Source organism: Alloalcanivorax dieselolei B5 (assembly GCF_000300005.1).
Taxonomy (GTDB): Bacteria; Pseudomonadota; Gammaproteobacteria; order Pseudomonadales; family Alcanivoracaceae; genus Alloalcanivorax; species Alloalcanivorax dieselolei.
In genome coordinates, this window is sequence record NC_018691.1 from 2673001 (window position 1) to 2699977 (window position 26977).

Consider the following 26977-nt stretch of genomic DNA (forward strand, 5'->3'; position numbering starts at 1 on the left):
CGGTCTCCGTTAACGTGATCCGGACTCCCGGGGGTTTTGTCCGAGGTGGGCCTCGCCGCGCTGACGGGACAGTTCGATCTGGCGCTGCCGCTCGGCGAAGCGGGCCTTCTGATCCGCCGTGGACTCGTGGTAGCAACGCGGGCAGGACACGCCCGGCTCGTACTGCGGGGACAGCTTATCCTGATCGGAAATCGGCCGGCGGCAGGCGTGGCACTGCTGATACTGGCCGGGTTGGAGGTCGTGATCGACGGTAACCCGCTCATCGAACACGAAGCACTCGCCCTGCCACAATGACTCGTCCTTGGGCACGTCTTCCAGGTATTTGAGGATCCCGCCTTTGAGGTGATAAACCTCCTCGAACCCCTGCTGGCGCAAATAGGCGGTGGATTTTTCACAGCGGATGCCGCCGGTGCAGAACATCGCCACCCGTTTGTGGCGGGACGGATCCAGATTCTCGCGCACATAATCCGGAAACTCACGGAACGCCTTGGTGTGCGGATTGATCGCGCCGGCGAAGGTGCCCACTTCGTACTCGTAGTCGTTGCGGGTGTCGATAACCAGGGTTTCCGGGTCGGCGATCACCCGGTTCCAGTCCTCCGCCTCCAGGTAAGTGCCGCGTTCGGCGTCGGGGTCCAGGTCCTCCACGCCCATGGTGACGATCTCTTTCTTGAGTTTCACCTTGGTGCGCAGGAACGGCGGTTCGTGGGTGTAGGATTCCTTGTACTCCAACCCCTGAAAGCGACCGTCCGCCGCCAGCCAGGCCAGCACCGCGTCAATGCCTTCCCGGCTGCCGGCGATGGTGCCGTTGATGCCTTCACGGGCCAGCAACAGGGTGCCGCGCACGCCGGCCTCAGTCATGCACGCCAGCAACGGCTCACGCAGGTTCTGGTAATCGTCGAGACGGGTAAAGCGGTACAACGCCGCCACCACGATGACATCGTTCATCGAGTGAACTCCGGATCATGTTTGCTGCCGCCACGGCAATCCGGCGAGGCCGCCACCTCGCCATTGCGGGCGTTCCATTCCTCAGGGGTGAACAAATGCAGGGCCAGTGCATGCACCGGACCGGCCAATTCCTCGGACAGCACCGCGTAGATCGCCTGATGACGACGCACCGGCATCTTGCCGGAGAACGACTCGGACACCACCGTCAGTTTGAAGTGGGTTTCCGAGTTGGCCGGCACGTTGTGGCGGTGGCTTTCGTTCTCCACCGTGACCTGGACGACCGGCATGGCGTCGCGGATTTTGCGCTCAATGGCTTGAGCCACGCTCATACTGCTCTCCGTGGAATCGGGTCTGGGGACGCTATTCTACGGTTTTGCTGATCATTTTGCAGTCTCCGGGCGTGGAATAACCGCCTCCCACAGGGCTTCGCCCTCCTGGTCCAGCAGCGCGGTTTCGCTGTCGCCGGGCCCGAACTGGTGCACCTGGCGGTTTTCGCTCCAGGCAGCCCAGTCAGCGCCACGGCCATGGGAGAAGTCGCTCCACACCTGTTGCACCCGGCTGGCCAGTTGTTTCGGCTGCTCGCCACCACCGGTGAAATACTGCCCCACCGGGGTATCGGTAATGCCGAATACGAACGGCACGTCGACCACATGACAGGCCCCCATGGGGATGCCGAACTGGGTGCTCGGCCAGGTGAACTGGAACCCCCAGGTGCGCGGCTGCCGGGAAGACTGGGCGTCCAGCAAACGCAAAGTCGGCACCCGGAACAGACGGTCGCTCTCCATGGCGGAAAACCAGTCCATATTGCTGCGCTGCGGGTGCGGGGTAACGTGGGCGCGATAATAGTCGAACAGGCGCTGGCCGTTGCCCGGTGCGGCACGTTCGAAGCGGCGCTGAATCTCGGCCTCATCCATGGCGCGCATTTGCTCCACCGTGGGGAAGCCAGCCAACGGCCCGGAATATTGAAAGAAATTCCATTCGTCCCGGCACACCCCGGCGAGCAGTTCGATATCCGCGCAGACGCCGTCGGCCATGGCCTGGATCGGAACCTGCGGCAGCAGGTCGCCGTCCACCATCGGCAGGAAATTCATCCCGAACTGGGGTGTGGAATCCCGCAATCCCCGCGCCACCGACGTACGCAGCGCCTCCCCCTGTGCCGCCAGCCAGGCGTCACCGTCGGCCTGCCGCAGACGATCGGCGACATCGCCCTCGCCGGGTAACGCCGCCAGAAACGCCTCTGTGACGCGCCGCGACTCCTCCGGCGACAGCACGAAATCGGCGCCGCCGGACTGGATGATGGCGCGCTGGAACAGTGGTCGCGCCCGTGGCGCCGCCATCAGCGAGGCGACGCTGAAACCGCCGGCGGATTCGCCGAAAATGGTCACCTGGTCGGCCCGGCCGCCGAACGCTTCGATGTGACGATTCACCCATTCCAGCGCGGCGATCTGATCACGCAAGCCCAGGTTGCTGTCCGCGCCCGGCAATACTGAAGCGAAATCGGCGAAGCCATGGGCGCCCAGCCGATAGGCGGCGTTGACCACCACCACCTTGCCATTCCGGGCCAGCGCGGCGCCGTTATACAGCATCTGCGATACCGATCCGGCGGTGTAACCGCCACCGTGATACCACAGCATCACCGGAAAGGGCCCTTCGCCTTCGGGGGCCCAGATGTTCAGATACAGGCAGTCCTCACCGGATTCCTCCACGCCCATCAGCGGGTTGCGGCGCTGCAGGGAAGGCAACGGATAGCGATCGGCCCGCTGTGCCTGATCACTGTCGGGCAGCGGCTGGGGCGCCTTGAAGCGGCGTTCGCCCAGCGGTGGCAATGCATAAGGCACGCCCCGGAATTCGTGGACACCCTCCCCCGCTACGCCCTGATAGCGGCCCTGCGACAGGGTCACGGTCTGTTCATTCGCCACCTTGTTCTCCTTAGCACTTGGCTGGTTGTCGAATTGTTCGACAGAAAAAAAGAGCCCTGAATGCACTCAACGTACACTTGTAGCCGTTATCACGACGCTTACGACTTGGCACAGGAGCCATTCAATGAGTGAACATGACGTAGCAGAAGCCCAAACCGAAGCCACCGGCCTGCGCACGCGCCTGTCCGCCACAACGGACAAGCTTAACAAAGCCGCCCGGGGAATCGTGAATCGGATTACCGAAAACGGTGAGCGCCTGCTGAATGAGTTGGTGGAAACCGGTGAAGCGCTGCGCGACAAGGCCGGTGACAAGGCCAAGGCCGTGGCCCCGCAGGACTGGCGTGCCAATCTGGCCCATGTGCTTGGCCTGCCCACTCGCGACGAGATGGACGCGCTGGGCAAAAAGCTGGACCGCATCAGCCGCAAGGTCAACAAAATCGCCCGCGAGCAGAAAGCCGCCGGCTGAGACGTTGGACGTCCGACCTACCCCTCTCTTTTCCTTCCGTCCGTGCGCTTGGCGGCGCGGTCCTCTATAATGCGCGCCGACTTCATCTCCCCACGATCTAGGAGACCTTCATGAAAGCACCTGTACGCGTGGCGGTGACTGGCGCCGCTGGTCAAATCAGCTACTCCCTGCTGTTCCGCATCGCTTCCGGCGACATGCTCGGCAAGGATCAGCCGGTAATCCTGCAATTGCTGGAAATCACCCCCGCTCTGGAAGCCCTGAAAGGGGTGGTGATGGAACTGGAAGACTGCGCCTTCCCGCTGGTGGCCGGTATTGTGCAAACCGACGACGCCAATGTGGCCTTCAAGGACGCCGACTACGCCCTGCTGGTAGGTGCCCGTCCCCGTGGCCCGGGCATGGAGCGCAAGGATCTGCTGGAAGCCAACGCGGCGATCTTCTCCGCCCAGGGCAAGGCCATCAACGACAACGCCAGCAAAGCTATCAAAGTGCTGGTGGTGGGTAACCCGGCCAACACCAACGCCCTGATCGCCCAGCGCAACGCGCCGGACATCGACCCGCGTCAGTTCACCGCCATGACCCGTCTGGACCACAACCGCGCCATGGCGCAGCTGGCCAACAAGCTGGGCAAGACCGTCAACGACGTGAAGAAGATGACCATCTGGGGCAACCACTCCTCCACCCAGTACCCGGATCTGCATCACTGCGAAGTGGACGGTAAAGTGGCCGTCGATCAGATCGAGCAGGACTGGTACGAAGCGGACTACATCCCCACCGTGCAACAGCGTGGCGCCGCCATCATCAAGGCCCGTGGCGCTTCCTCCGCCGCTTCCGCCGCCAACGCCGCCATCGACCACATGCGCTCCTGGGCGCTGGGCACCGATGAAGGTGACTGGGTTTCCATGGGGATCTACAGCGACGGTTCCTACGGTATCCAGGAAGGTCTGATCTACTCCTTCCCCTGCACCTGCAAGGACGGCGACTGGAGCATCGTCCAGGGCCTGGAAAACAACGAGTTCTCCAAAGCCAAGATGCAGGCCACCGAGCAGGAACTGGCCGAAGAGCGCGACGCGGTAAGCCACCTGCTGCCGTAATCGCCTCTCCGTGTTTACCGGACCCGCGCTCGCGGGCCCGGTGAACCGGTCTCACCCGGAAATACGATTTTCCAGCGGCAGCCCCTGGGCGGTCTCAATTCACAGCAATGCTTCGGTGGAACTGATCACGCCATTGGCGTCGGCGTAGACGAAATCACCGGGGCGGAAAGTAACGCCGCCGAAAGTGACGTCGATGTTCAGTTGACCTTCACCTCGGCGCACCGATTTGATCGGCACGCACCCCAGGGTGACCACGCCAAGGTCCAGTTTGGCCAGTTCCCGCACGTCACGGCAGGCGCCGTAAATGATCACGCCTTCCCAGCCATTGCTCACCGCGTTTTCAGCGATCATGTCGCCGATCAGGGCATTGCGCAGGCTGCCGCCACCGTCCACCACCAGCACCTTGCCTTTGCCGTCGGTGGCCAGCTGCTCCTTCACACGGGAGTTATCCTCGAAACACTTTACCGTTACGATCTCGCCGCCAAACGCCTGGCGGCCACCGTAGCTGAACCAGTTAAGCCCGGTGACCACGGACACTTTGTCGGCATGCTCGTCACACAGATCGCAGGTTACAAACGTCATATTCACTCCTTGTCAGGCCAGAGCCGGGAACTGGCCCTGGAATTTGCCGGCGAACACCTGAAAATCCCGGTACCGCACCCGGTAGACGCCGGTGTCCGGCCCCATCAGGGCCATGCCCACCATGGCCTGCGCCACCCGTTCCGCCGGCACCGGCAACCAATGCGCGTCGGTCCAGCGGGTCACCGGTTCCAGCAGCCGGGAGAGCAGATTGCCCACGTCTTCCGCCAACCGCTTCTCTGGCCGATCGCCGCGCAGCAAGGACGGCTGAATCAAGACCAGCAGCGGCAGGCCAAGCGCCTCCAGATCCTGTTCCATGCGCCCTTTTACCCGCGCATAGAAAAACGAGGAACGGGCATTGGCGTTGACCGCGGACACCACCATGAAACGTCGCACACCGGCCTGCTTGGCCATGTGCCCGCAGCGCACCACCAATTCGTGGTCCACATGTTCAAAGGCTTCCCGGGAACCCGCCTGCTTCATGGTGGTGCCCAAACAGCAGAACACGTCGTCCACCTTGAAGAAGTCACCTTCCTGCTCCAACTGCTCCGGATCGATGACTTTTTCCCGCAGGCGGGAATGTTTCACCTCCACCTCACGCCGGGTCAGCACCCGCACTTCATCGTAGGCCTTACAACCCAGCAGCAATCTCACACAGTGCCGGCCCACCAGCCCGGTGGCGCCCAGCACCAGAGCACGTCGGGTCATTATTATTCTCCTTCGCCTTCTTCGTGATTGTCGCTCGCCGATCCCAACGGCAGCCAGCGGCGCAATACCGTTTCCATCTCTTCAAGATGCACCGGCTTGGCGAGAAAGTCATCCATGCCGGCGGCAAGACAGCGGGCCTGAACGCCCTCGGCGGTGTTGGCGGTAATCGCGATGATCGGCGTGCGCGCACGGCCTTCCTGGCGTTCGCTTTCGCGCATCACCCTGGTTGCCTCGAATCCGTCCATTCCCGGCAACATGCAATCCATCAACACCAGGTCATAGGTCTCGCGCTGCAGCAAGGACAACGCCGCCGGTGCATTGCTGAAGGTCTTTACCTGATACCCCAGCTTCGCCAGCATGCCCTTGGTGACCAGTTGGTTGACCTCGTTGTCTTCCACCAACAGCAAGCGGAAATGTCTGCGGCGCTCCAGAGCCTCCGCGTTTTCCAGCGGCAGATCCCGTACCGGCATGGCCCTCGGCACCCCCAGCAGACGCTCCAGAGCCCCGCGCAGGACGCTGCGATGCACCGGCTTCACCAGCACCACCAGGCCATGGCGTTCCACCAGGCGCTGGATCGCTGGCTGGGCCCGTTCCTCGATGGTGCACATCAGAATCAGCTTGACCGGTCTCAGGGCCGGATCCACCAGCACGTTGTGACACAGATTCAGGGCCAGTTCCTGCCGTTCCCTGGTATCCACCAGCAACAGATGAAACTCGGATTGTTCGCGCTGTCCGGCCCGTAACGCCTGCAGCGCGTGGTCGTAATCATGGGCCCCCTGGCACTGACAGCCGAGCGCCTCGAATTCTTCCTGCAAGCCGGCCAGGGCACCGCCCGCGCTGCCCACCACCAGCGCCTGCAAACCGTCCATGGCGCTCAGCAGTTTCTGCGGTTCATTCATGTCGCTCTGCATGCCCAAACGAACCGTGAACCAGAAGGTGGCTCCCTCGCCTTCCACGCTTTCCGCTCCAATGGAACCGCCCATGGCCTCGGTGAGCCCCTTGCACACCAACAAACCGAAGCCGATGTGCTTGGCGGCGAAGGCGTCCTGGGCGCCGTCCAGGAAATGATCCTGGAACAGGGTGCGCAGCGTATCGGTATCCATGCCCCTGCCCTGGTCGCTGACTCTGACCCGCAGCACGCCTTCACTGTCGCTTTCTTCGGTGAAATCCACGTCCAGGCGTATCTCGCCTTTGTCACTGAATTTCACCGCGTTGCTGAGCAGATTGGTCAGCACCTGCATGAAACGGTCACGGTCGCCGCGTACCCGCCGGGGCAGCATGCGATCAATCATCGCGGACAATTCCAACCCCTTGCTCTGGGCCATGGGGCCGAACGCTTCCAATGCCTGTTCCAGCGTGCCGCGCAGATCGAAATAGTCGGGGCTGAGCACGATACGGCCGGTGAGGATACGGGAGTAGTCCAGCACGTCGTCGATCAGCGCCAGCATCAGTTTTCCGCTCTGCCCCGCCGCTTGCATATATTCACGCTGCTCATCGGAAAGTTTGGTTTCTTCCAGCAGCGACATCATGCCCATCACCGAGTTCATCGGTGTGCGCAGCTCATGGGCCAGGCGGTAGACCAGGCTCAACTGGATGTCGGTACCGGCATGCTGATCCCGCCGCCGCTCGTGCTGTTCGCCGCGCCGTTCACGGGTCACCGCGTGCCAGAACAGCTCATACTGGCCCCGGTACAGACGGAATAAATAGAAGGTGTAGGCGCCGACCAGGACCACCAGCAGCCACTCTTTCACGCCGCCATAGAAGAACAGCCCGAGCAGGATCGGCACGAACATCAGCACGATATAGAGCTGGCGCACACGCAATCCCGCCATCCAGGAGCTGCCCAGAGCGGTGGTGACACCAACGTTGTAGAGAATAACCACGAAGAAGTTGAAGCCGGCGCCAGTGCGCCACAGCAGCCACACCGGCATCACGCCCCAGACCAGGGCGTGCAGGATCAGTCCGGCGCCGAACAGCTTGCGCCAGCGCGCCGGACCAGCGCCGTACAGAGCGTCGAATCGGGCGATCAGCCACAACCGGAAGGCCGTGACCAGCACCACCGCGCCGCCGGCAATCAATGTTTCCAGTTCGTGGGCCCGGTATACCCCGCCCCAGGCCGTCACCAGGGCATAAACCAGAAGGGCCGCCAACACCCCCATCAGGGAGTTCTTGGCGGCCCCGTAATCCACTCGCTTGAGGACCTTGCGATCTTTTCTGTATATCACCGTCATTCTGCCGACATACGGATCAGGCGTAAGTTAGGCCTTGCCGTCATTAAATTCAACCGTAATGACGCGCGGGTCAAAGAAGGTCCGCCGTCAGGCACTCACCCACAACATCTTTACGTTTACGTAAACTTCCCCTATGCTGCCACCATGACAACACAAAAGACCTACAGCATCGGCGAGTTGGCCCGCGAATTCCAGATCACCACGCGCACCATTCGCTTTTATGAAGATCAGGGCCTGCTGCACCCACAACGGCGCGGCCAGACCCGGATCTATCTACCTTCCGACCGCGTCGCGCTCAAACTGATTCTGCGCGGGAAGCGGCTGGGACTGTCCCTGGCCGAGTCCCGCGAGCTGATCCAGCTGTACATCCCCGCCGGGGACAACCGCCATCAATTACAAGCCCTGCTCGGCAAAATCGCCGAAAAGCGGGCCATGCTCGAGCAGCAACTCAAAGACATCCAGGCCATGCAGCAGGAAATGGATGAGGCTGAACAACGGGCCCGTGAGGCCATGATGCAATTGGAGAACAATAATGTATGACGGTGGATTGGACTTTCACTTCGACGAAACCCTGAATGCCCTGCGCGACAGCGTTCGCGCCTTTGCCCGGCGCGAAATCGCGCCCATTGCCGCCCAGGTGGACAGCGACAATCTGTTCCCCAACGAACTGTGGAAAAAACTCGGTGATCTCGGCGTGCTTGGCATCACCGTTTCCGAGGAGTATGGCGGCGCCGGCCTGGGCTATCTGGCCCATACCCTGGTGATGGAAGAAATTTCCCGCGCCTCCGCATCCATCGGCCTGTCCTACGGTGCCCATTCCAATCTCTGCGTGAATCAGATTTTTCTCAATGGCAACGAAGCGCAGAAAGCCAAATACCTGCCCAAGCTGGTGAGCGGTGAGCATATTGGCGCCCTCGCCATGAGCGAGCCCGGCGCCGGCTCCGACGTGGTGAGCATGAGCCTGCGCGCGGAGAAGAAAGGCGATCGTTACATACTCAACGGCAACAAGATGTGGATCACCAACGGACCGGACGCCAACACCTATGTGATCTACGCCAAAACCGATATCAACGCCGGACCGCGTGGCATCACCGCTTTCCTGGTGGAACGGGATTTCCCTGGTTTCTCGCGGGCGCAGAAGCTCGACAAGCTGGGCATGCGCGGCTCCAATACCTGCGAGCTGGTGTTCGAGGACTGCGAAGTGCCGGAGGAAAACATCCTCGGCAAACTGAACGAAGGCGTTCGCGTTTTGATGAGCGGTCTGGATTACGAACGCACCGTGCTCTCCGGCGGCTCCACCGGCATCATGCAGGCCTGTCTGGATGTGGTCGTGCCCTACGTGCATGAACGCAAACAGTTCGGCAAGGCCATTGGCGAATTCCAGTTGATGCAGGGCAAACTCGCCGACATGTACGTGACCCTGAATGCCAGCCGCGCCTATCTGTATCAGGTGGCCCGCTGCTGCGATGCCGGCCAGACCACCCGCAAGGACGCCGCCGGTGTCATTTTGTATTGCGCGGAAAACGCCACCAAGATGGCTCTCGACGCCATCCAGTGTCTCGGCGGCAACGGCTATGTCAATGAATACCCCACCGGCCGTCTGCTGCGCGATGCCAAGCTCTATGAAATCGGCGCCGGCACCAGTGAAATCCGCCGCATGTTGATTGGCCGGGAATTGTTCAACGAGAGCGCCTAATAATGCCTAGAATTATCAGTCATCTTAATAAGAGCGCGCCGGAGTTTGACCAATACCGCGAGCACAACCTGACGCTGCGCGGGGAATTGCAGGAAAAGCTCGCGCACATCGCCCACGGCGGCGGTGAAGCGGCGGAAGCGCGGTTGCGGGAAAGAGGCAAGTTGCCGGTGCGGGAACGCATCCAGTACTTGCTGGATCCCGGTTCTCCCTTCCTGGAGCTGTCGGCGCTGGCCGCCGACGGGGTTTACCCCGGCGAGGACGTTCCCGCCGCCGGCTGCGTCGGCGGCATCGGCCGTATCAGCGGCGTGGAGTGCATGATCGTCGCCAACGATCCCACCGTGAAAGGTGGCAGCTACTATCCGTTGACGGTGAAGAAGCATCTGCGCTGTCAGGCCATTGCCGCGGAAAACCGCTTGCCCTGCGTCTATCTGGTGGATTCCGGCGGTGCCAATCTGCCACGCCAGGATGAGGTGTTCCCGGACCGGGAGCACTTCGGCCGCATCTTCTTCAACATGGCCAACATGTCCGCCAGCGGCATCCCGCAAATCAGCGTGGTGCTGGGTTCCTGCACCGCCGGCGGCGCCTATGTGCCGGCCATGGCCGACGAAGTGATCATGGTGCGTAATCATTCCACTGTGTTTCTGGCCGGCCCGCCGCTGGTCAAGGCCGCCACCGGCGAGGTGGTGAGCGCCGAGGAACTGGGCGGTGCCGCGCTGCACGCCGAGCAATCCGGCGTCGCCGATCATCTGGCCGAGGACGAACCCCACGCGCTGGATCTGGCGCGACGCTGCATCGCCCGGCTCAACCGGCGCAAACCGGAACAGCTCGACCTCCGCGAAAGCCGCGCGCCGGCCTATGATCCCCAGGAACTCTACGGACTGATCCCGCCCACCACCCGCTCACCGATGCCGGCACGGGAGCTGATCGCGCGCATCGTCGACGCCTCCGAGCTGGATGAGTTCAAGGCCAGCTACGGCACCACCCTGGTCACCGGCTTCGCCCGTATTCACGGCATACCGGTGGGCATTCTCGCCAACGATGGCGTGCTCTATTCCGAGTCGGCGCTGAAAGGCGCTCACTTCGTCGAGCTGTGCAACCAACGCAAGATTCCGTTGCTGTTCCTGCAGAACATCACCGGGTTCATGGTCGGCAAGAAATACGAAGCGGAGGGGATCGCCAAGCACGGCGCCAAGATGGTCAACGCGGTAGCCTGCGCCCGGGTACCGAAATTCACCGTGATCACCGGCGGCAGTTTCGGCGCCGGCAACTACGGCATGTGTGGCCGCGCCTACGACCCGCGCTTCATGTTCATGTGGCCCAATGCCCGCATCTCGGTGATGGGCGGAGAACAGGCCGCCAGCGTGCTCACCCAGGTCAAGGTGGCTTCGCTGAAAAAGAAAGGCGAGAGCTGGAGTGAGGAACAGGCGCAGGCCTTCCAGGACGAGATGACCGCTCAATACGAGTCCATGGCCACGCCCTGGTACGCCAGCGCCCGGCTCTGGGACGACGGCGTCATCGACCCGGTGGACACCCGCGACGTGTTGGGGCTGGCGTTGTCCGCCAGCCTCAACGCGCCTATTGAAGATACCCGCTACGGCGTATTCCGGATGTAATCATGAGTGTAGAACTGACCCTGCAAGCGCCGGTGGCCCACATCACCCTGAACCGGCCGGAAAAAAGCAACGCTTTCGACAACACCGTCATCGAGTCCCTGATCGACGCTTTCGACCGGGCCGGTGCCGACGACCAGACTCGTGTCATTGTGCTCGATGCCGCCGGCAAACACTTCTCCGCCGGTGCCGATCTCAATTGGATGCGAGCCATGGGCCAACTGGACCATGAAGAGAATCAGCGCGATGCGTTAAGGCTGGCGGCGCTGATGGCGCGCATCGATCAGGCCGGCAAGCCGGTCATCGCCCGGGTCCAGGGCGCGGCCTTCGGGGGTGCGCTGGGATTGATTTGCGCCGCCGATATGGCGGTGGCGGCGGACAACGCGCGCTTCTGTCTGAGCGAGGTCAAGCTCGGCATTCTACCCGCGGTGATCGCCCCCTATGTGGTCCGTGCGCTGGGCCCCCGCCAGGCACGCCGCTATTTCATGACCGCCGAAGTGATCGCCGCGCCGCGCGCCAGGGAACTGGGCATCGTCCATGAAGTGGTGGCCGAGGATCAGCTCGACGCCACCGTGGAGGCATTGGTTGACGCTCTGTTGAAAGGCGCTCCGGAAGCTCAGTTGGAGGCCCGTGATCTGGTACGGCGCAGCGACGAGCAGCCACTGGACGAGAACTTGATCGGTTATACCGCCGAACTGATCGCCCGCCTGCGCACCGGAGACGAAGGCCAGGAGGGGCTCGCCGCCTTCCTTGAAAAACGCGCGCCGGCCTGGAGCGCCTCCTGATTGGTTGGTGACCACGGAACCCCGGAGACGGTCGAATCCCGGGAGTGTCATAAAGAGATCGATAAAAGGGCTGATATAAGAATGACCAACATCACCACACTGCTGATCGCCAACCGCGGAGAGATCGCCCGCCGCATCATCCGAACCTGTCGCGAACAAGGTATTCGTACCGTGGCGGTCTATTCCGAAGCCGACGCCGAGCTGCCCCATGTCCGTGAGGCGGATCAGTCCGTTTGTCTCGGGCCGGCGCCGGCCCGGGACAGCTATCTGGATATCGGCAAGGTGATCGACGCCGCCCGCGCCACCGGCGCCCAGGCGGTGCACCCCGGCTACGGCTTTTTGTCGGAGAACACCGGGTTCGCCGCCGCCTGCGACGAGGCCGGCCTGATCTTCATCGGCCCCGGCGCCAACGCCATCCGGGTGATGGGTGACAAGGCCGCCGCCCGGCAGTTAATGAATGAAAACAAGGTGCCGGTGCTGCCCGGATTCGATCAGGAAGGCGCCGACGATGCCACCCTGGCGAGCGCAGCGGAACGGGTTGGTTTTCCGCTGCTGATCAAAGCGGTGGCCGGCGGCGGCGGCAAAGGCATGCGCGTGGTGGAAAGCGCGGACCGCTTCGACGAAGCGCTGGCCTCCGCTCGCCGCGAGGCCAAGGGTGCCTTCGGTGACGACCGGGTGCTGCTGGAACGCTACCTGCCCACCGCCCGCCACGTGGAAGTGCAGGTGTTCGCCGACCAGCACGGCAACGCCGTGCATCTGTTCGAGCGGGACTGCTCCGTGCAGCGCCGTCATCAGAAAATCATCGAGGAAGCCCCCGCCCCGGGGCTGGACGAGGCGCTGCGTGAACGGCTCGGCGAAGCGGCGGTGCAGGCCGCTCGCGCCATCGACTATGTCGGCGCCGGTACCGTGGAATTTCTGCTGGCGCCGGACGGTGAATTCTTCTTCATGGAGATGAATACCCGCCTGCAAGTGGAGCACCCGGTCACGGAGATGATCACCGGCGAGGATCTGGTGGCCTGGCAGATCGCCGTGGCCGAAGGGCGCGCACTGCCGAAACGCCAGGACCAGATCCAGCGGCACGGTGCCGCCATGGAAGTGCGTCTCTACGCGGAAAACCCCTATCAGCATTTCCTGCCATCTTCCGGCACTCTGCAACCTCTGGTGTGGCCGGAAGGCGTGCGAGTGGACGCCGGCTTCGAGGCCGGCGACACGGTCAGCGATCACTATGATCCGATGATCGCCAAGTTGATCTGCCACGGCGCCGACCGGGAACAGGCGCGCCGCCGCCTGGTGCTCGGCCTGGAAAACCTGATGCTCGGTGGCATTCACCATAACAGTGCCTTTTTGCACCGGGTACTGAGCAGCGAGCCGTTCAGCCAGGCGGAGCTGGACACCCGCCTGCTGGAGAAACATCCGGATTTACTGGAACCGGTGAGCGTGCCGGTACCGGCTCTGGCGGTGGCCGCCGCGGCGCTGGTGGTACAACGGCCGGCAACCGGCAGCGATCCCTGGCAGGCCTTGAACGGCTGGCGGCCGTTAGGCCGGCGCCAGACGCTGGTGCCGCTCAAAGTGCTGGACGAGAACCTGATCGTGATCCTGGAGGACAATCAGGCCAGCGTGAATGGCGTCCCTCTGCCCTTCCAGTTCCATAGCGATGGCGGGCGCTTCCATCTCGGCATTGATGGCGGCACACTCGTTGACAACATGACCCTTTCCGGACGCTTTGTCGATCAGGGGGAGCGGTTGTGGTTGTTCGTGGCCGGTCAGGACTATGCGGTCGACCTGCATCCGGCGCGGGAGAGCGAGCATGATGCCGGACACGGCGATTTCACCGCCCCCATGAGCGGCACCATCGTCGCCCTGCATGTGAACCCCGGTGACCGCGTTGCCGCCGGCGACGCCGTGATTACACTGGAAGCCATGAAGATGGAACACACCCTGCGCGCCGGCGACAACGGCACCGTTCATGGTTTCAACGTGGGCGCCGGTGACAGCGTCAGCGAGGGCACCCTGCTGGTGGAGTTTGAAGTGGAGCAAGAATGACAACCCTTGATCAACAACCGCTTTGGCAACCGGATCAACAGCGCCTGCAACACAGCGCGCTGAATCGCTTCTGGCAACAGGCCCGCGCCCTGTCCGGCCAGCCCCTGCCGGACTATCGCGCCCTGCACCAATGGTCGGTGAACGAACCGGAAGCGTTCTGGAATCTGGTTTGGGACTTCTCCGCACTGCAAGGCGAAAAAGGCACCGAGGTGCTGGAGCGGGCCGAACGCTTCCGCGACCACCGCTGGTTTCCCCGGGCCCGCCTGAACGCAGCGGAAAATCTGCTGCCCCGTCATGACGATCACACCGCTCTGATCAGCGTGGACGAAGCCGGCCAACGGCATCAAATCAGCTACAGCGAACTGCGCGTGGCCGCCGGCCAGGTGGCGGCGCAGTTGCACGACGCCGGCGTGCGTCCCGGCGACCGGGTGGCCGGCTATATGCCCAACCGGATCGAGACCATTGTCGCCGCGCTCGGTGCCGCCTGGATTGGCGCGATCTGGTCGTCCTGTTCCCCCGATTTCGGTGTCCAGGGTGTGCTCGACCGTTTCGGCCAGATCGAACCGAAGGTGCTGTTCGCCTGTGACGGCTATCAGTACAACGGCAAGTGGATCGATCTGAGCGAACGCCTGCAAACCCTGCGCGAACAACTGAAACCGGAATTGCTGGTGGTGGTTCCCGGCCGCGGCAAGGCCAGCAATGTGCATGCGGCGCTGCCCTGGAGTGAATGGCTGGACGCCGCCGGGCCGGCGCCGGAATTCGCCGCCCTGCCCTTTGACCATCCGCTGTACATTCTCTATTCCTCCGGCACCACCGGCGCCCCCAAGTGCATCGTCCATGGCGCCGGCGGCACGCTGATTCAGCACGCCAAGGAGCACCGACTGCACGGCGACCTGGGCGCCGATGACGTGCTGTTCTACTTCACCACCTGCGGCTGGATGATGTGGAACTGGCTGGTGGGTGGTCTGCAGAGCGGCGCCACCCTGGTGCTGTACGACGGCAACCCGGCCTACCCGGACGCCTCCCGGCTGTTCGATCTGATCGACACCGAGGGCGTTACCCACTTCGGCACCAGCGCCAAATTCGTGCAGGCGGTGGAAAAGGCCTGCATTGAACCGATCAAGAGTCATAGCCTGGAAACCTTGCGGGTACTGTATTCCACCGGCTCTCCGTTACTGCACGAAAGCTATGATTTCCTCTACCAGAAAGTGAAAGCGGATTTGCTGGTCAGCTCGATTTCCGGCGGCACCGACATCATTTCCACCTTCGCGCTCGGCAATCCCATGCTGCCGGTCTATCGCGGTGAACTGCAGTGTCTGGGGCTGGGCATGGATGTGGCGGTGTTCAACGACGACGGCCAGGCAGTCAGCGGAGAAAAAGGCGAGTTGGTGTGCCGCACGCCGTTCCCGTGCTGCCCGGTGGCGTTCTGGAACGACCCGGACGGCCAGCGTTTCCACGATGCTTACTTCGAGCGTTTCGCCTCCCTTGGCATGGACATCTGGGCCCATGGCGACTATGCCGAAACCGTTCCCCACCAAGGGCACGACGGCCTGATCATCCATGGCCGCTCCGACGCCGTGCTCAACCCTGGCGGCGTGCGCATCGGCACCGCCGAAATCTACCGGCAGGTGGAAACCCTGCCGCAGATTCGCGAGGCGGTGGTGATCGGCCAGCAGTGGCAGGGCGATGTGCGCGTGGTGCTGTTCGTGGTGATGGCCGGGGACGCGGTCCTGGATGACGATCTCAAACAAACCCTTCGCCAGACCATCCGCGCCGGCGCCAGCCCACGCCATGTGCCGGCGGTGATCCTGGCAGTGCCGGAAATTCCCCGCACCGTCAGTGGCAAGATCGTGGAACTGGCGGTACGGGACATCGTCCATGGACGCGAAGTCCGCAACCGCAACGCCCTGGCCAATCCGGATGCGCTGGCGCATTTCGTCGACCGGCCGGAACTGGCGGAATAAGCCGTTGCCGACCGCCACGCCGCCCGCATTGCTGTTTTTATATAGGCAATGCGGGCGGCGCGGACTGGCCTGCCTGTTGTTATTTGTTTTCTCCCTTCCCGCCCACGCCGCCCTGCTTACTCTCCCCATCGATGAACACAGCCCGCTGATTGGAGCGGCCCGGGATCAGTTGATGCTGGTCCACTACCGGGACGGCGCTTTTCATGAAGTGCGGCACCAGTGGCTGCCCTGGACCCTCGGCCATCAGCCCTATTTCCAGGAAGATCGCGACGCCCGTCGGGATGCTCCGGTAGACAGGGTCGCCGCCGGAGACCGTTTGCTGCTGCGCTCCGGGGACGCCGGAGAAGTTCATCCCATGCCCTTGCCGGCGGAGGTTCTTGCCACGCTGCCCATTGCCGACGGCGACGGCGACGGCGACGGCGTTTTCTATGTTCTGCGAGCCCGGCCCCGCGCCACTTTCGCTCCGGCAGCCACGCTCGAGCGCGACCCCTTGGCGATCAGCGGCGATCGCTTCCGGCTCGCCTTTGTTGACGATAATCTGTTCCGTTGGGGGGATTTCACTTACCAGGGCTGGGACGGTGAAGGCACCTTGCTGGATGGCCTGAAGTTAAGACTCAGCGCCGGCCTGTTGTTACGTAACGCGCGGGTCACTCTGGACAACGACAACCTCGACCCGGTGATCCGGCAGGTCATCGCCGGCCCGCTGGCGACGTTGGTGTACGCCACTACCCGGGTACGGGTGGCGGGACTGCGCGTGCTCACCGTGCATAACTATTTCATCGTCGGCGCCGACAGCGTGGTGGTGCACAGCCGCTTTACCCTGCCGGCGGTGGCCGCCGCCGTGTTGCGCGAACCCAGCGCCCGCATCACCGTGGACGGCTATCGGTTGCAAGGGGCGCGCCTGCGCACCAGTTGGACCGGCGCACGGGAAGCGGTGGTGGACGGCGTGCTCAGTGACACGGAGAAGGCCATGCGTGGCAGCACGGTGCCACGGGACAACACTGTCTGGTTCGATACCGGCAAAGGGTTTGCGCTACGTGCCCGCCTGCGTTTCATGGAAGGTTTCGACACACCGGTGCGGTTTATTTACCAAGACGATCCGCAACGGCCCGATCCACCGGAACGGTTTCCCGGCCAGGAGCCGGAAGTGGGCTTTTTACTGAAGGATCTGCCATTCGGGCAGGAGTATTACGTCATCGCCGAACTGTGGTTCTCTTCCGCCTTGCCGTGATCTGACCAGCCCATTCGCTGCTAAAGCAGCTTCCCACAGCGGCTTCGTAGCCAAGTGATTCGAAGCGAACGATTTCAGAGCTCGTGGAGAGCCGGCTCTCCTCCCCTGACAAGAGGCTCCCTGATTCCCCTCAGCCCAGCCTCTTACGCCAGTTTTTCCAATGCTTTGCGCAGCGGTTCCGGAATCGCCACCGGGCGGCCGCTTTCACGATTGACGAACACATGCACCACATGGCCCAGGGCCTTGGCCGCGCCTTCGGCGCCGAACACCGCCAGGCCATAACGCACCGAGCTGTTACCCAGCTTGTCCACGCGCATGCCCACCGCCAGGGACTCCGGATAAGCCGCCGCCTCGAAATACTCACAACCGGAGCTGACCACATAGGCGATCACATCACCCTGATGAATATCCAGACCACCCTGCTCGATCAGGTAGCGGTTGATGGTGGAATCGAAGTAGCTGTAGTAGGTGACGTTGTTGACGTGGCCGTACAGATCGTTGTCGGACCACCGGGTGTCCAGGGGGCAAAGGTAACCAAAGGCGTCCCGTTGCGGACGTGTGTTCGCGTCAGTCATGGTTTCTCCTGTGTGGATTTGCGGCGCGACAGCCGCGAATGGCAATGATAGCCTAACAGCCCGTTCAAGATCTTTACGTCACCGCGTTGTCGCGATCATCGCACAGGGAAAGCCATGGAAAGCGCCGCTTCCTCCACCGTTCGTTCCGGCCTCCGCCTCATCGTGCCGCTGATGCTGAGCGCTCTGCTCGGCGCCTGTGTCACCGTTGCCCCCCATACTCCGAAATTGAACCCCGCACCCGCCAAGACCTGGTTTTATTTATTGGATATCGAACCGGCGCTGCCGGCCAGCGAGGTGCGGGTGGAAGCCTTGTACGTGCCCAGCAAACCAGAGTGTCCCCTGCGCCAGGTAGGCACCGACGTGCCGTTGGAACCGCAGGGGTTGAATTACCGCATGACGGTTTACCTGGACCGGTTCGACGACCCGCTCTGCGGCTGGCGCTTCAACCAGTTATGGCTGGGCCTGAACAAGGAAAGCGGTTACGCCACCCGCTTCAGCGTGGTACCCGGCGGCGGCGACCAGACCCGCTGGTGCCGCCTCAACCCTGAACATGGCGTGTGCATGCTCAGGGAGCAGGACATTCTCGACTACAAGGTGCCCGGCACCGTGCACCGTGTCAGGCTGATGCAGCAATAGCCTCGGCGATGCGGGTCGCCAGAGCGTAAACCGTGATCTGCGGATTGACGATGATCGAGGTCGGCAACAGGCTGGCATCGGCGATGTAGAGTCCGGGCACTTCATGGGTTTCTCCACTTTCCGCCACCACGCTGGTGGCCGGATCCGCGCCCATGCGGCAACTGCCCTGGGGATGATAGCTGACCATGCGCAGGTGGTGCGGCTGGTTCTCCAGGCCCTCCACCATCGGATCGATGTCCGCTTCCCGGCGTATTACCAGCGGTTCGCTGGTGGGTACATGGACCTGCTCCGCCCCGGCGGCCAGATGCAGGCGCGCCGCTGCTTTCAGCGCGTTTTTCATGGACGGGAAATCAATATCGTCCAGTTGATAATCGATCACCTTGTTGTCCCCGTCCCAGCGCACCCGGCCCACATTATGATCGTGAATCAGGGTCACCAGCCCGGCCAGATAACGGGTCTCCTCCATGAAATCCATGAACGGCGCGCCGGTGCCCGGCTCCGCCGTCATCGACAGTTCCACGATCCCGGCGCCGCCGTCCTCCAGCACGAAACCGCCGTCCTCCGGGGCCATGAATTCATCCACGTAGACCCCCAGCATGGCACCGCGCCAGGCGTGCACCGGTTGCGGGTAACGGGCGCTGACGTACAGCGACGGGTGGCAGGCGAAGTGGCGCCCGACCTGATCGGAGCCATTGGCCAATCCGCTGCGCAGCAACAATAGCGGCGTCTGTACCGCACCGGCGGCCAGCACCACCCTTGGCGCCGTCACCGTCACCGAAGCCACCGGTTCACCATCGCTGCCGGTGACCTGGGCACGGACGCCGGTGGCGCGACCATTATCGGTGAGGATGCCGGTGACCCGGGTGTCGGCGAAAATGCGCGTGCCGTGGGCCACCGCCCAGGGCAGATAGCTGACCAGCATGGATTGCTTGCGCTCGGTCTTGCAGCCGGACAGGCAGTGCCCGGTGAGCGCGCAATCGCGGATATTGCGCTGGAACGGCTTCACCGACCAGCCCAGCTTATTGGCACCCGCCCGGATCAGGCGAGCATGGGCGGCAATCTCATGTTCACCGTTTTCATGCACGCCCAGGTGTTTTTCCACCCGCTCGAAATAGGGCCTCATGCTGTCGCGGGTGAGACCGGTGAGCCCAAAATCCCGCTGCCAGTCCCGCAGGATGAAGTCCGGGGTACGAAAACAGACGCCCGCATTGACCACGGTGGAGCCACCGACACAAGCCCCCTGCAGGATCAGCAGATCGCCACTGCGATTGGTCTGGCTTCCGTGGTCCTGATAAAGCTGCTCCATGGCCTCCGGGAAGCGTTCGCTGAAATCCCGCGACGGCACATAGGGCCCCGCTTCCAGCACCAGCACCCGTTTGCCGCGCCGTGCCAGTTCATAGGCCACCACGGCACCGCCGGCGCCGGAGCCGACCACCACCACATCCGCCTGCAAATCCATTCGCGGCTCACGGATGTCCTTCGCCTGGGTTACCGCCAGACCGGAGTCCCGCCAAAGTGCCGTTGTCATTCCGGCCCTCCCGTCGGTACATTCCCCTGCTCCTCCGGCATCGGCGCGTTGCCCAGATACGCCAATCCCCAGCGATCCGAAACCGGACCGTCGAATTGCAGAGCCGGCCAGGTACGTTCGTCGCGCCAATAAGCGCTGTACAGCAGTTGCTTGATCACCGTGGCCAGAGTTCGTTGCAACACCAGCCCCCGCCCCCAGCGATCGAAATAGTCCCACGCCGTTTCGTCGTCGAGATCGACGAAGCGGCAGCCATGACGGAACACCGCGGCGTTATCGAACAATCCCAACCCCTGCGACAGTTGCTGGCGCAGGGCCGGCGCCATCAGCGACAGCGTGCGCTGCACGTTGGCCACCACCGGCACGGTTTCGGTATCCGGCAGGTCCCGCCCTTCGGTGGGCAATAGCACCCGTCGGCAACGGTCCAGCAGCAGAAACTCCTGGGCACTCAGTTCGCCTGCCCAATCCGGGATCCGCTGCTGGTCCAGGGGGGAGCGGCGCAGCCAGAGAAAACCGCCCGCGGCGGCGGCGGTCATCCCGGCACTGGCGACCAGCGTCCATTTGAGAAAACGGCGGCGCGCCAAGCCCTGTTGCAGCCACTCCGGCCCCGACGGCGCGCTGTATTGTTGTGTCATCGTCGCTCTCACGGAAGGAATCAAGCCCTCAACATAGTCAGCCCCGCAGCCGGAGACAACATGTATACCATCCAGCAGAAAGATTGACCCGATCGGCACACCAAGATACTGTACATAAGAACAGTATTCCGGATAGCCCCTCATGAATGCGGACGCCCTGCAACAACTACTTCGTCGCCAGGACACCTGGCAAGGCCCCGGCCGGAAAGCCGCCCGCGAAGAACGTCGGCATACCGGTTTCCCGGCCCTGGACCGCCTGCTCTGGCAAGGTGGCTGGCCCAATCAGGGGCTGGTGGAACTGCTCTGTCCGCTGCCTTGTCCGTCATTGCTGCACTTGCTGTTGCCCCTGTTACGTCGCCGTGAGGACGGCGCCCGCATCATCGCCAATCCCCCGGCCCGGCCTTCCGCCGCCGCTCTGAAGCGGGCCGGGCTGCCACTGGAGCAAATCCTGGTGCTGCAGGCCCGGGAACGCGCCACGCTGTTGCGTGCCTGCCTGGAAGCCGCCGCCAGCGACACTCTGGACAGCCTGGTGTTGTGGGCACCGGGCGGCGCTCTGCCCACCGGGACCCTGCGCCGTCTGCACATGGCCGCGCAGCAGGGCCGTTGTCTGTTTCTGCTGGTGCGCCCACTGCGGGCCTCGAAACAACCCAGCCCGGCGCCTCTGCGTCTGCTGCTGGACGCCGGTCAACCCGGCGAGCTGACCGTCACCATTGGCAAGCAGCCCGGTGGCCGCCACGGTCAGCAGTGCCAGTTGGTGGTGCTGCCCGAGCATCTGCGCCACCCCCCGCCGCCCTGCGCCACCATGGCGGCCCGGACCCGCCGCCCGGAGACCGCCACGGCGCCCTCTCTGCTGGCACTGCCGGCGCCAACATCGGAGGTCCGTCCATGAATCCCCCTTTGTGGCTGGCCCTGCATTTTCCTTTGCTGGCTCTGGAAGCCGTGAATGGCCCGAGCCCCGAGCCCCGTGTGCTGGTGCAACAGCAACGGATCATCCTGGCCAATGCCGCCGCCCGCGGCACCGGAGTGAGCGCCGGATTACGCCTGGGCACGGCCCGTGCTTTATGCGACGACCTCCAGGTGCAACAAGCCGACCCCCAGCAGGAGGAACGGGCTTTGCTACGGGAGGCTCGTCACTTACTGGCCATGACACCACAAGTCTGCCTGGCGCCACCTCATACCCTGCTGCTGGAAGTCGGCGGCTGCCTGAGCCTGTTCGGCGGCTTCAGCGAGTTGCTGTCACGAGTGGATCAATACCGCCTGCACTGCCCGCTAACCAGCCATCTGGGCCTTGGCCCCACACCACTGGCGGCCTGGCATCTCACCGAGCTGCCTAGCCTTGAACACCTGCCCGAGCGCAGCCGTTTTCAGGCCTGGCTGGCGACTCTGCCAATCGACACCCTGGCCCTGGAAGACGCCGTGAAAGAGCGTCTGCGGGCCCCGGGCTTTCACACCCTCGGCGATCTGTTCGCACTGCCGCGGGCCGCGCTCGGCAAACGATTCGGCGTTTCCTTTCTGGACTGGCTGCAACGCCTGCTCGGAGAGAAAGCGGACGTGCGCCGGGCGATTCCCGCTCCCGCACCGTTCCGGGAACAACAGCAATTCGATGATCCGATAAATGATCAGGCCCTGCTCAAAATCCCCATGGCGGCGCTGCTTGAGCAGATGGAGCAACACCTGAGGCGCTATCAGGAGCAGGTGCTGGCGATACGCTGGCATTTGCGTCTGGACAATCGCGAACGGCACACCCTGCTGGTGCGCCGGGCCCAGCCGGCCCATGACGCCGCCGGCTGGCTCGATCTGAGCCTGCGTCGCCTGGAGAACCAGCCTTTGGACGGCGCGGTACTGGGACTGGGTTTGGATACCAGCCGGCCACGACCATTGAACCCCGGCCTTGCCGCCCTGTTCCCGGAACCCGGCGCCCGCGCTCCGCTGACTGGCCTGCTGGAAAAGCTGGTGGACACTCCCGGGCTGGCGCTTTATCGCCCGGCCCTGGCCGACGATCACTTGCCGGAATACAGCGAATGCCGTCAGCCCCCGTTTGGCGTGAAACCACGGGAGCCTGAACAGGATCAGGCGGATCAGGACCGCCCCCTGTGGTTATTGGAATCCCCGCTGAGACTGCACCAGGATAACGGTGTACCGATATGGCGGGGGCGGCCCCTGCGACTGTTTCCGCAACAGGAGCGTTTCAGCCAGCCCTGGCGGGGAACGATGCCCCGCCACTATCGGCTGGCGCATCATCCCCAGGGGGAATGCTGCTGGCTGTTCCAGGACGCCCGACAGCAGTGGTGGTTACATGGGTTTTTCTAGGGCCTGGGGCCATACGGTTATCCCGGAGGTTATCACCCGGCCACCGCTCGACCACGCTGGCACGCAACACGCTTACACGCCATGCTTACTAACTCTGTGGACAGCCGGGAAAGCCTTTTGCCAACGGAAAGAGGATGACCCTTTCGACCACAGAGGCTTCCACGTGTTGCGTGCCAGCGTGTTCGCGTGCCAGCGTTTCCCGTCAACGTGGCACCCGTCCCATCAGGTAGAACTCCTCGTTGGGCGGTGTTCCGGTGAGATTGACCAAGCGATTGGACATACCGAAGAAGGCGGCGATGGCGCCAATATCCCACATGTCCTCGGTGGTGAAGCCCACCTCCGCCAAGCGGGCCTCCCAGTCGTCGTTCATCTCCCCCTGTTCCAGGGCCAGATGGAACGCGAAGTCCAGCATCACCCGATGACGCTCACTGATCGGCGCGGTGCGGTGGTTGATCGCCACCTGATCCGCCACCAGCGGATTCTTGCTGTAGATCCGCAGCAGAGCGCCATGGGCCACCACACAGTACAGACAGTGATTCCGGGCGCTGGTGGCGACCACGATCATTTCCTTTTCCGCTTTGCTCAGGGTGTCGGACTCGCGTTCCATGAGAGCATCGTGATAAGCGAAAAAAGCGCGAAATTCCGCCGGGCGGCGGGCCAGCATGAGAAACACATTGGGCACGAAGCCGGCTTTTTCCTGCACGCCAAGAATCACCTCGCGGATGTCTTCAGGCAGGTTGTCCAGACTTTCCGGTATGGGAAAGCGTTTGTTATTCAGAGTCATGGTGGTATCCCAAGGCAAACGAGTGAAACAGGATTTCCAGTTAACGTTAACGTCAGGTTGATGTCCATCCCTCGACGGCAAGATCGAGGGACATCAGGGAGTCACGCATGACCCCGGATTCCCTGCCCTTCGCCGAGCTGCATTGCACCAGTGCCTTCAGCTTTCTCATCGGCGCCAGCCAGCCGGAGGAGTTGGTACAACGTGCCCACGAACTGGGCTACCGGGCTCTGGCGCTCACCGATGACGCCTCCCTGGCCGGGGTGGTGCGGGCCTGGCGGGCGCACAAGGAATTGCGGGACGGCAGCGGCACCGCCCTGAAACTGATCATTGGCAGCGCCTTTCACCTGGATACCGATCAGGGCGCGCTGCATCTGGTATTACTGGCCAGGAACCGGCGCGCCTACGGCGAAATCGCCACCTTGATCACCCAGGGACGACGGCGGGCGGAAAAAGGAAAATACCAACTGCACTGGCGGGATCTGACACGGCTGGAGCGCCATGCCCTGTGCCTGTGGTTCCCCGCCGGCGATGGCCGCGATCCCCATCATGCCGCCTTGCTCCAGGCTCATTTCGGCGATCGCTTCTGGCTTGCCTGCGAATTGCTGCAGGACCGTAACGACGCCCTGCACTATCGCTATTGCCTGGATCTGGCGCACCGCTTCGAGCTCGCCATGAGCGCCGCCAACGATGTGCATTATCATCGCGCCGAGCGGCAAAGACTGCAGGATGTGCTCACCGCGCTGCGACTGAACACCTCGGTGTACGAGTTGGGCCGCCGCCGGTTCCAGAATGATCAGCGGCATCTGCGTCCGTTGGAAACCCTGGCCGATATTTACCCGGAAACCCTGCTTCGCGAGGCCGCCTGGATCGCCGACCAGTGCGAGTTCGAGCTGGACGAAATCCGCTACCAGTATCCGCAAGAAGTCGTGCCGCCGGGTCAGAACGCCGACGATTATCTGGCCGCCCTAACCCATCAAGGCGCCGCGCAACGTTATCCCGGGGGCGTACCCGCCTCCGTACAGACGCTGCTGGAACGGGAACTGGCGCTGATCCGCGAACTGGAATACGCCCATTACTTTCTCACCGTCCACGACATCGTCGCCTTCGCCCGCGGCCAGGGCATTCTTTGCCAGGGCCGCGGGTCCGCCGCCAATTCCGCGGTGTGTTACTGCCTGGGCGTTACCGAAGTGGACCCCGAGCGCAGCCAGCTTCTGTTCGAGCGCTTCATTTCCAAGGAACGGCGGGAGCCGCCGGACATCGACGTGGACTTCGAGCACGAGCGCCGCGAGGAGGTGATGCAGTACCTGTACCGCAAATACGGCCGGGACCGCGCCGCCCTTGCCGCCACCGTGATCCATTACCGCACCCGTTCGGCGGTGCGCGACGTGGGCCGGGCCCTGGGCGTGGATCTGTCGATCATCGAGCGGCTCAGCACCAATCTGGCCTGGTGGGACAAACCCGCCGATCTGCAGGAGCGGTTCCGTGAAGTGGGTCTGGGCGATACCGCCCTGGGCCGGCAGTACCGGGCGCTGGTGTTTGAACTGGTCGGCTTTCCCCGGCATCTGTCCCAGCACGTGGGCGGTTTCGTCATTACCCGCGATCCGGTGCCTACGCTGGTGCCGGTGGAAAACGCCGCCATGGCCGATCGCACCGTGATCCAATGGGACAAGGACGACCTGGAAGCCCTCGGGCTGATGAAGGTGGACGTGCTGGCCCTGGGCATGCTCACCGCGATCCGCAAAACCCTGGATCTGGTCGGTCACTACCGCGGCCGGCCGCTGATCATGCAGGACATCCCCACCGAGGATCCCGCCACCTACGACATGCTCTGCAAGGGCAACAGCCTGGGGGTCTTCCAGGTGGAGTCCCGGGCGCAGATGAACATGCTGCCGCGGCTGCGGCCACGCAAGTTCTACGATCTGGTGATCGAGGTGGCCATCGTTCGCCCCGGCCCGATTCAGGGTGACATGGTGCATCCCTATTTGCGCCGTCGAGATGGTCTGGAAGAACCCGATTACCCGGACCCGAAAGTGGAAGCGGTACTGAAACGCACCCTGGGCATCCCCATCTTCCAGGAGCAGGTGATCCAACTGGTCATGGTGGCGGCGAAATTTTCCGGCGGCGAGGCGGATCAGTTACGCCGGGCCATGGCCCGCTGGGGCAAGAGCGGCGAACTGATGCAGTTCCAGGACAAGGTGATCCAGGGCATGCGCGCCAACGGCTACAGCGAGGACTATGCCCAGCGCCTGTTCGAGCAAATGAAGGGCTTCGGCGGCTACGGTTTCCCGGAATCCCATTCCGCCAGTTTCGCCCTGCTGGTGTACGTGTCCGCCTGGCTCAAACGCCATCACACCAGCGCCTTTTACTGCGGCTTGCTCAACAGCTTGCCGATGGGCTTTTACAGCCCCTCGCAAATCCTTCAGGACGCGCGCCGCCACGCCATTGAACTGCGCCCCCTGGACGTACGGCACAGCCACTGGGACCACACTCTGGAAGAGACACAAAGACAGAAGCTCGGGGTACAGCCGGCCTTGCGGCTGGGGTTTCGTCAGTTGAAAGGATTCAATCCGGAAGCCGCCGAGCGCCTGGTGCGGGCCCGTGCCGAGCACCCTTTCAGCAGTGTGCGTGACCTGTGCCAGCGGGCCCGTCTCAATCAACGGGAACGGGAAGCGCTGGTGGCCGGCAACGCACTGCGCGCTCTCAGCGGCCACCGCCACCAGGGCCACTGGGAAATCCAGGGACTGGAAGCGCCGCGCCCGCTGCTTGAAACGGAGCGCGGGGCCGGCAAGGACCATGACGGGGTCTACCTCGACGCCCCTTCGGAGCACGCCAATCTGCTGCAGGATTACCGTCACCTGGGTCTGACCCTGGGCCGTCATCCCATGGCCCTGGTCCGCCATCTGCCCCGCTTTCGCGGCTGCCGCCGGGCACGGGAATTGAAGCGGGGCCGCCAGGGGCAACTGATCCGGGTCGCCGGACTGGTGACCAACCGGCAAAGACCCGGCTCCGCCAAAGGCGCGCTGTTCATGACACTGGAGGATGAGACCGGCAACACCAACGTGGTGATCTGGAACGCCATTCAGGAGCGGTTCCGCAAAACCCTGCTGCGCAGTCCTCTGGTGATCGTCAAAGGCACTCTGGAAATCAGTCCGGAGGGTATCGTGCATCTGATGGCCGGAGCCTTGATCGATGCCGGTGATGCACTCAGGGAATTGAATATCAAGTCGCGGGATTTTCGCTAAGA

At 63.2% G+C, this 26977-nt stretch carries 23 protein-coding genes; 13 read left to right on the plus strand and 10 right to left on the minus strand.

The features are described from left to right. Positions 1-9 precede the first annotated feature (9 nt). The 3 genes from trhO to B5T_RS12015 are packed head-to-tail and all read right to left on the minus strand — an operon-like array spanning position 10 to position 2864. The gene (trhO, locus tag B5T_RS12005) at positions 10-945 is read right to left on the minus strand and encodes an oxygen-dependent tRNA uridine(34) hydroxylase TrhO (protein WP_014994775.1); all 936 of its coding nucleotides are present in this window, start codon (positions 943-945) and stop codon (positions 10-12) included. Then, positions 942-1274, minus strand: coding sequence for a BolA family protein (locus B5T_RS12010; RefSeq protein WP_014994776.1), 333 nt, complete (start codon positions 1272-1274; stop codon positions 942-944). Before B5T_RS12010 ends, trhO begins: the two co-directional genes overlap by 4 nt. A 51-nt stretch (positions 1275-1325) precedes the next feature. Further along, positions 1326-2864, minus strand: a complete 1539-nt coding sequence (locus B5T_RS12015) for a carboxylesterase/lipase family protein (protein WP_014994777.1) — start codon at positions 2862-2864, stop codon at positions 1326-1328. Positions 2865-2988: 124 nt separating this feature from the next. Between B5T_RS12015 and B5T_RS12020 the strand changes: the two genes are divergently transcribed. Together B5T_RS12020 and B5T_RS12025 are read left to right on the plus strand one after the other, a co-directional pair. Beyond that, positions 2989-3330, plus strand: coding sequence for a hypothetical protein (locus B5T_RS12020; protein WP_014994778.1), 342 nt, complete (start codon positions 2989-2991; stop codon positions 3328-3330). 110 nt (positions 3331-3440) lie between these two features. After that, positions 3441-4421, plus strand: coding sequence for a malate dehydrogenase (locus tag B5T_RS12025; protein ID WP_014994779.1), 981 nt, complete (start codon positions 3441-3443; stop codon positions 4419-4421). Between the two features lie 99 nt (positions 4422-4520). On the opposite strand, the gene rraA is transcribed toward B5T_RS12025, so the two are convergent. Genes rraA through B5T_RS12040 form a run of 3 tightly spaced genes read right to left on the minus strand, consistent with a single transcriptional unit; the run spans position 4521 to position 7939 of the window. Further along, complete coding sequence (gene rraA / locus B5T_RS12030; RefSeq protein WP_014994780.1) at positions 4521-5003, minus strand: ribonuclease E activity regulator RraA; 483 nt, start codon at positions 5001-5003, stop codon at positions 4521-4523. A gap of 12 nt (positions 5004-5015) precedes the next feature. Then, positions 5016-5708: an NAD(P)H-binding protein gene (locus B5T_RS12035; protein WP_014994781.1), complete on the minus strand. Its 693-nt coding sequence runs from the start codon at positions 5706-5708 to the stop codon at positions 5016-5018. 2 nt (positions 5709-5710) lie between these two features. After that, a complete protein-coding gene (locus tag B5T_RS12040) occupies positions 5711-7939 on the minus strand; it encodes a response regulator (RefSeq protein ID WP_014994782.1) in 2229 nt (742 codons plus the stop codon). 144 nt (positions 7940-8083) lie between these two features. Between B5T_RS12040 and B5T_RS12045 the strand changes: the two genes are divergently transcribed. The 7 genes from B5T_RS12045 (at position 8084) to B5T_RS12075 (ending at position 17268) form a co-directional block, all read left to right on the plus strand. After that, entirely contained in the window at positions 8084-8479 is a 396-nt protein-coding gene (locus B5T_RS12045) for a MerR family transcriptional regulator (protein WP_014994783.1), read from the plus strand. Next, positions 8472-9635: an isovaleryl-CoA dehydrogenase gene (locus B5T_RS12050; RefSeq protein WP_014994784.1), complete on the plus strand. Its 1164-nt coding sequence runs from the start codon at positions 8472-8474 to the stop codon at positions 9633-9635. The genes B5T_RS12045 and B5T_RS12050 overlap by 8 nt, the downstream gene beginning before the upstream one ends. 2 nt (positions 9636-9637) lie before the next feature. Beyond that, complete coding sequence (locus tag B5T_RS12055; protein WP_014994785.1) at positions 9638-11248, plus strand: carboxyl transferase domain-containing protein; 1611 nt, start codon at positions 9638-9640, stop codon at positions 11246-11248. 2 nt (positions 11249-11250) lie between these two features. Continuing rightward, positions 11251-12030, plus strand: coding sequence for an enoyl-CoA hydratase/isomerase family protein (locus B5T_RS12060; RefSeq protein ID WP_014994786.1), 780 nt, complete (start codon positions 11251-11253; stop codon positions 12028-12030). A gap of 81 nt (positions 12031-12111) precedes the next feature. Then, entirely contained in the window at positions 12112-14073 is a 1962-nt protein-coding gene (locus B5T_RS12065) for an ATP-binding protein (protein ID WP_041716998.1), read from the plus strand. Then, positions 14070-16037 (plus strand): acetoacetate--CoA ligase, encoded by a 1968-nt coding sequence (locus tag B5T_RS12070; RefSeq protein WP_014994788.1) that lies wholly within the window; start codon positions 14070-14072, stop codon positions 16035-16037. Before B5T_RS12065 ends, B5T_RS12070 begins: the two co-directional genes overlap by 4 nt. A gap of 76 nt (positions 16038-16113) precedes the next feature. Then, entirely contained in the window at positions 16114-17268 is a 1155-nt protein-coding gene (locus B5T_RS12075) for a hypothetical protein (RefSeq protein ID WP_148279258.1), read from the plus strand. Positions 17269-17411: 143 nt separating this feature from the next. On the opposite strand, the gene B5T_RS12080 is transcribed toward B5T_RS12075, so the two are convergent. Continuing rightward, complete coding sequence (locus B5T_RS12080; RefSeq protein ID WP_014994790.1) at positions 17412-17843, minus strand: acyl-CoA thioesterase; 432 nt, start codon at positions 17841-17843, stop codon at positions 17412-17414. A 114-nt stretch (positions 17844-17957) separates the two neighbouring features. On the opposite strand from B5T_RS12080, the gene B5T_RS12085 reads away from it, so the two are divergent. After that, a complete protein-coding gene (locus tag B5T_RS12085; protein WP_014994791.1) occupies positions 17958-18479 on the plus strand; it encodes a hypothetical protein in 522 nt (173 codons plus the stop codon). Here B5T_RS12085 and B5T_RS12090 read toward each other — a convergent pair. Then, positions 18460-20007, minus strand: coding sequence for an FAD-dependent oxidoreductase (locus B5T_RS12090; RefSeq protein WP_014994792.1), 1548 nt, complete (start codon positions 20005-20007; stop codon positions 18460-18462). The genes B5T_RS12085 and B5T_RS12090 overlap by 20 nt on opposite strands. Further along, positions 20004-20639 carry a hypothetical protein gene (locus B5T_RS12095; protein ID WP_014994793.1) on the minus strand — a complete coding sequence of 212 codons (636 nt, stop codon included), beginning with the start codon at positions 20637-20639 and terminating at the stop codon, positions 20004-20006. The genes B5T_RS12090 and B5T_RS12095 overlap by 4 nt, the downstream gene beginning before the upstream one ends. 142 nt (positions 20640-20781) lie before the next feature. Here B5T_RS12095 and B5T_RS12100 point away from each other — a divergent pair, with 142 nt between their 5' ends. After that, positions 20782-21528 carry an SOS cell division inhibitor SulA gene (locus B5T_RS12100; RefSeq protein ID WP_014994794.1) on the plus strand — a complete coding sequence of 249 codons (747 nt, stop codon included), beginning with the start codon at positions 20782-20784 and terminating at the stop codon, positions 21526-21528. Further along, positions 21525-22949 carry a Y-family DNA polymerase gene (locus tag B5T_RS12105; RefSeq protein ID WP_014994795.1) on the plus strand — a complete coding sequence of 475 codons (1425 nt, stop codon included), beginning with the start codon at positions 21525-21527 and terminating at the stop codon, positions 22947-22949. Before B5T_RS12100 ends, B5T_RS12105 begins: the two co-directional genes overlap by 4 nt. 202 nt (positions 22950-23151) lie before the next feature. Here the strand turns inward: B5T_RS12105 and B5T_RS12110 are convergent, their stop codons facing one another. After that, positions 23152-23733 (minus strand): peroxidase-related enzyme, encoded by a 582-nt coding sequence (locus B5T_RS12110; RefSeq protein ID WP_014994796.1) that lies wholly within the window; start codon positions 23731-23733, stop codon positions 23152-23154. Between the two features lie 107 nt (positions 23734-23840). On the opposite strand from B5T_RS12110, the gene B5T_RS12115 reads away from it, so the two are divergent. Further along, a complete protein-coding gene (locus B5T_RS12115; protein WP_014994797.1) occupies positions 23841-26975 on the plus strand; it encodes an error-prone DNA polymerase in 3135 nt (1044 codons plus the stop codon). Positions 26976-26977 lie beyond the last annotated feature (2 nt).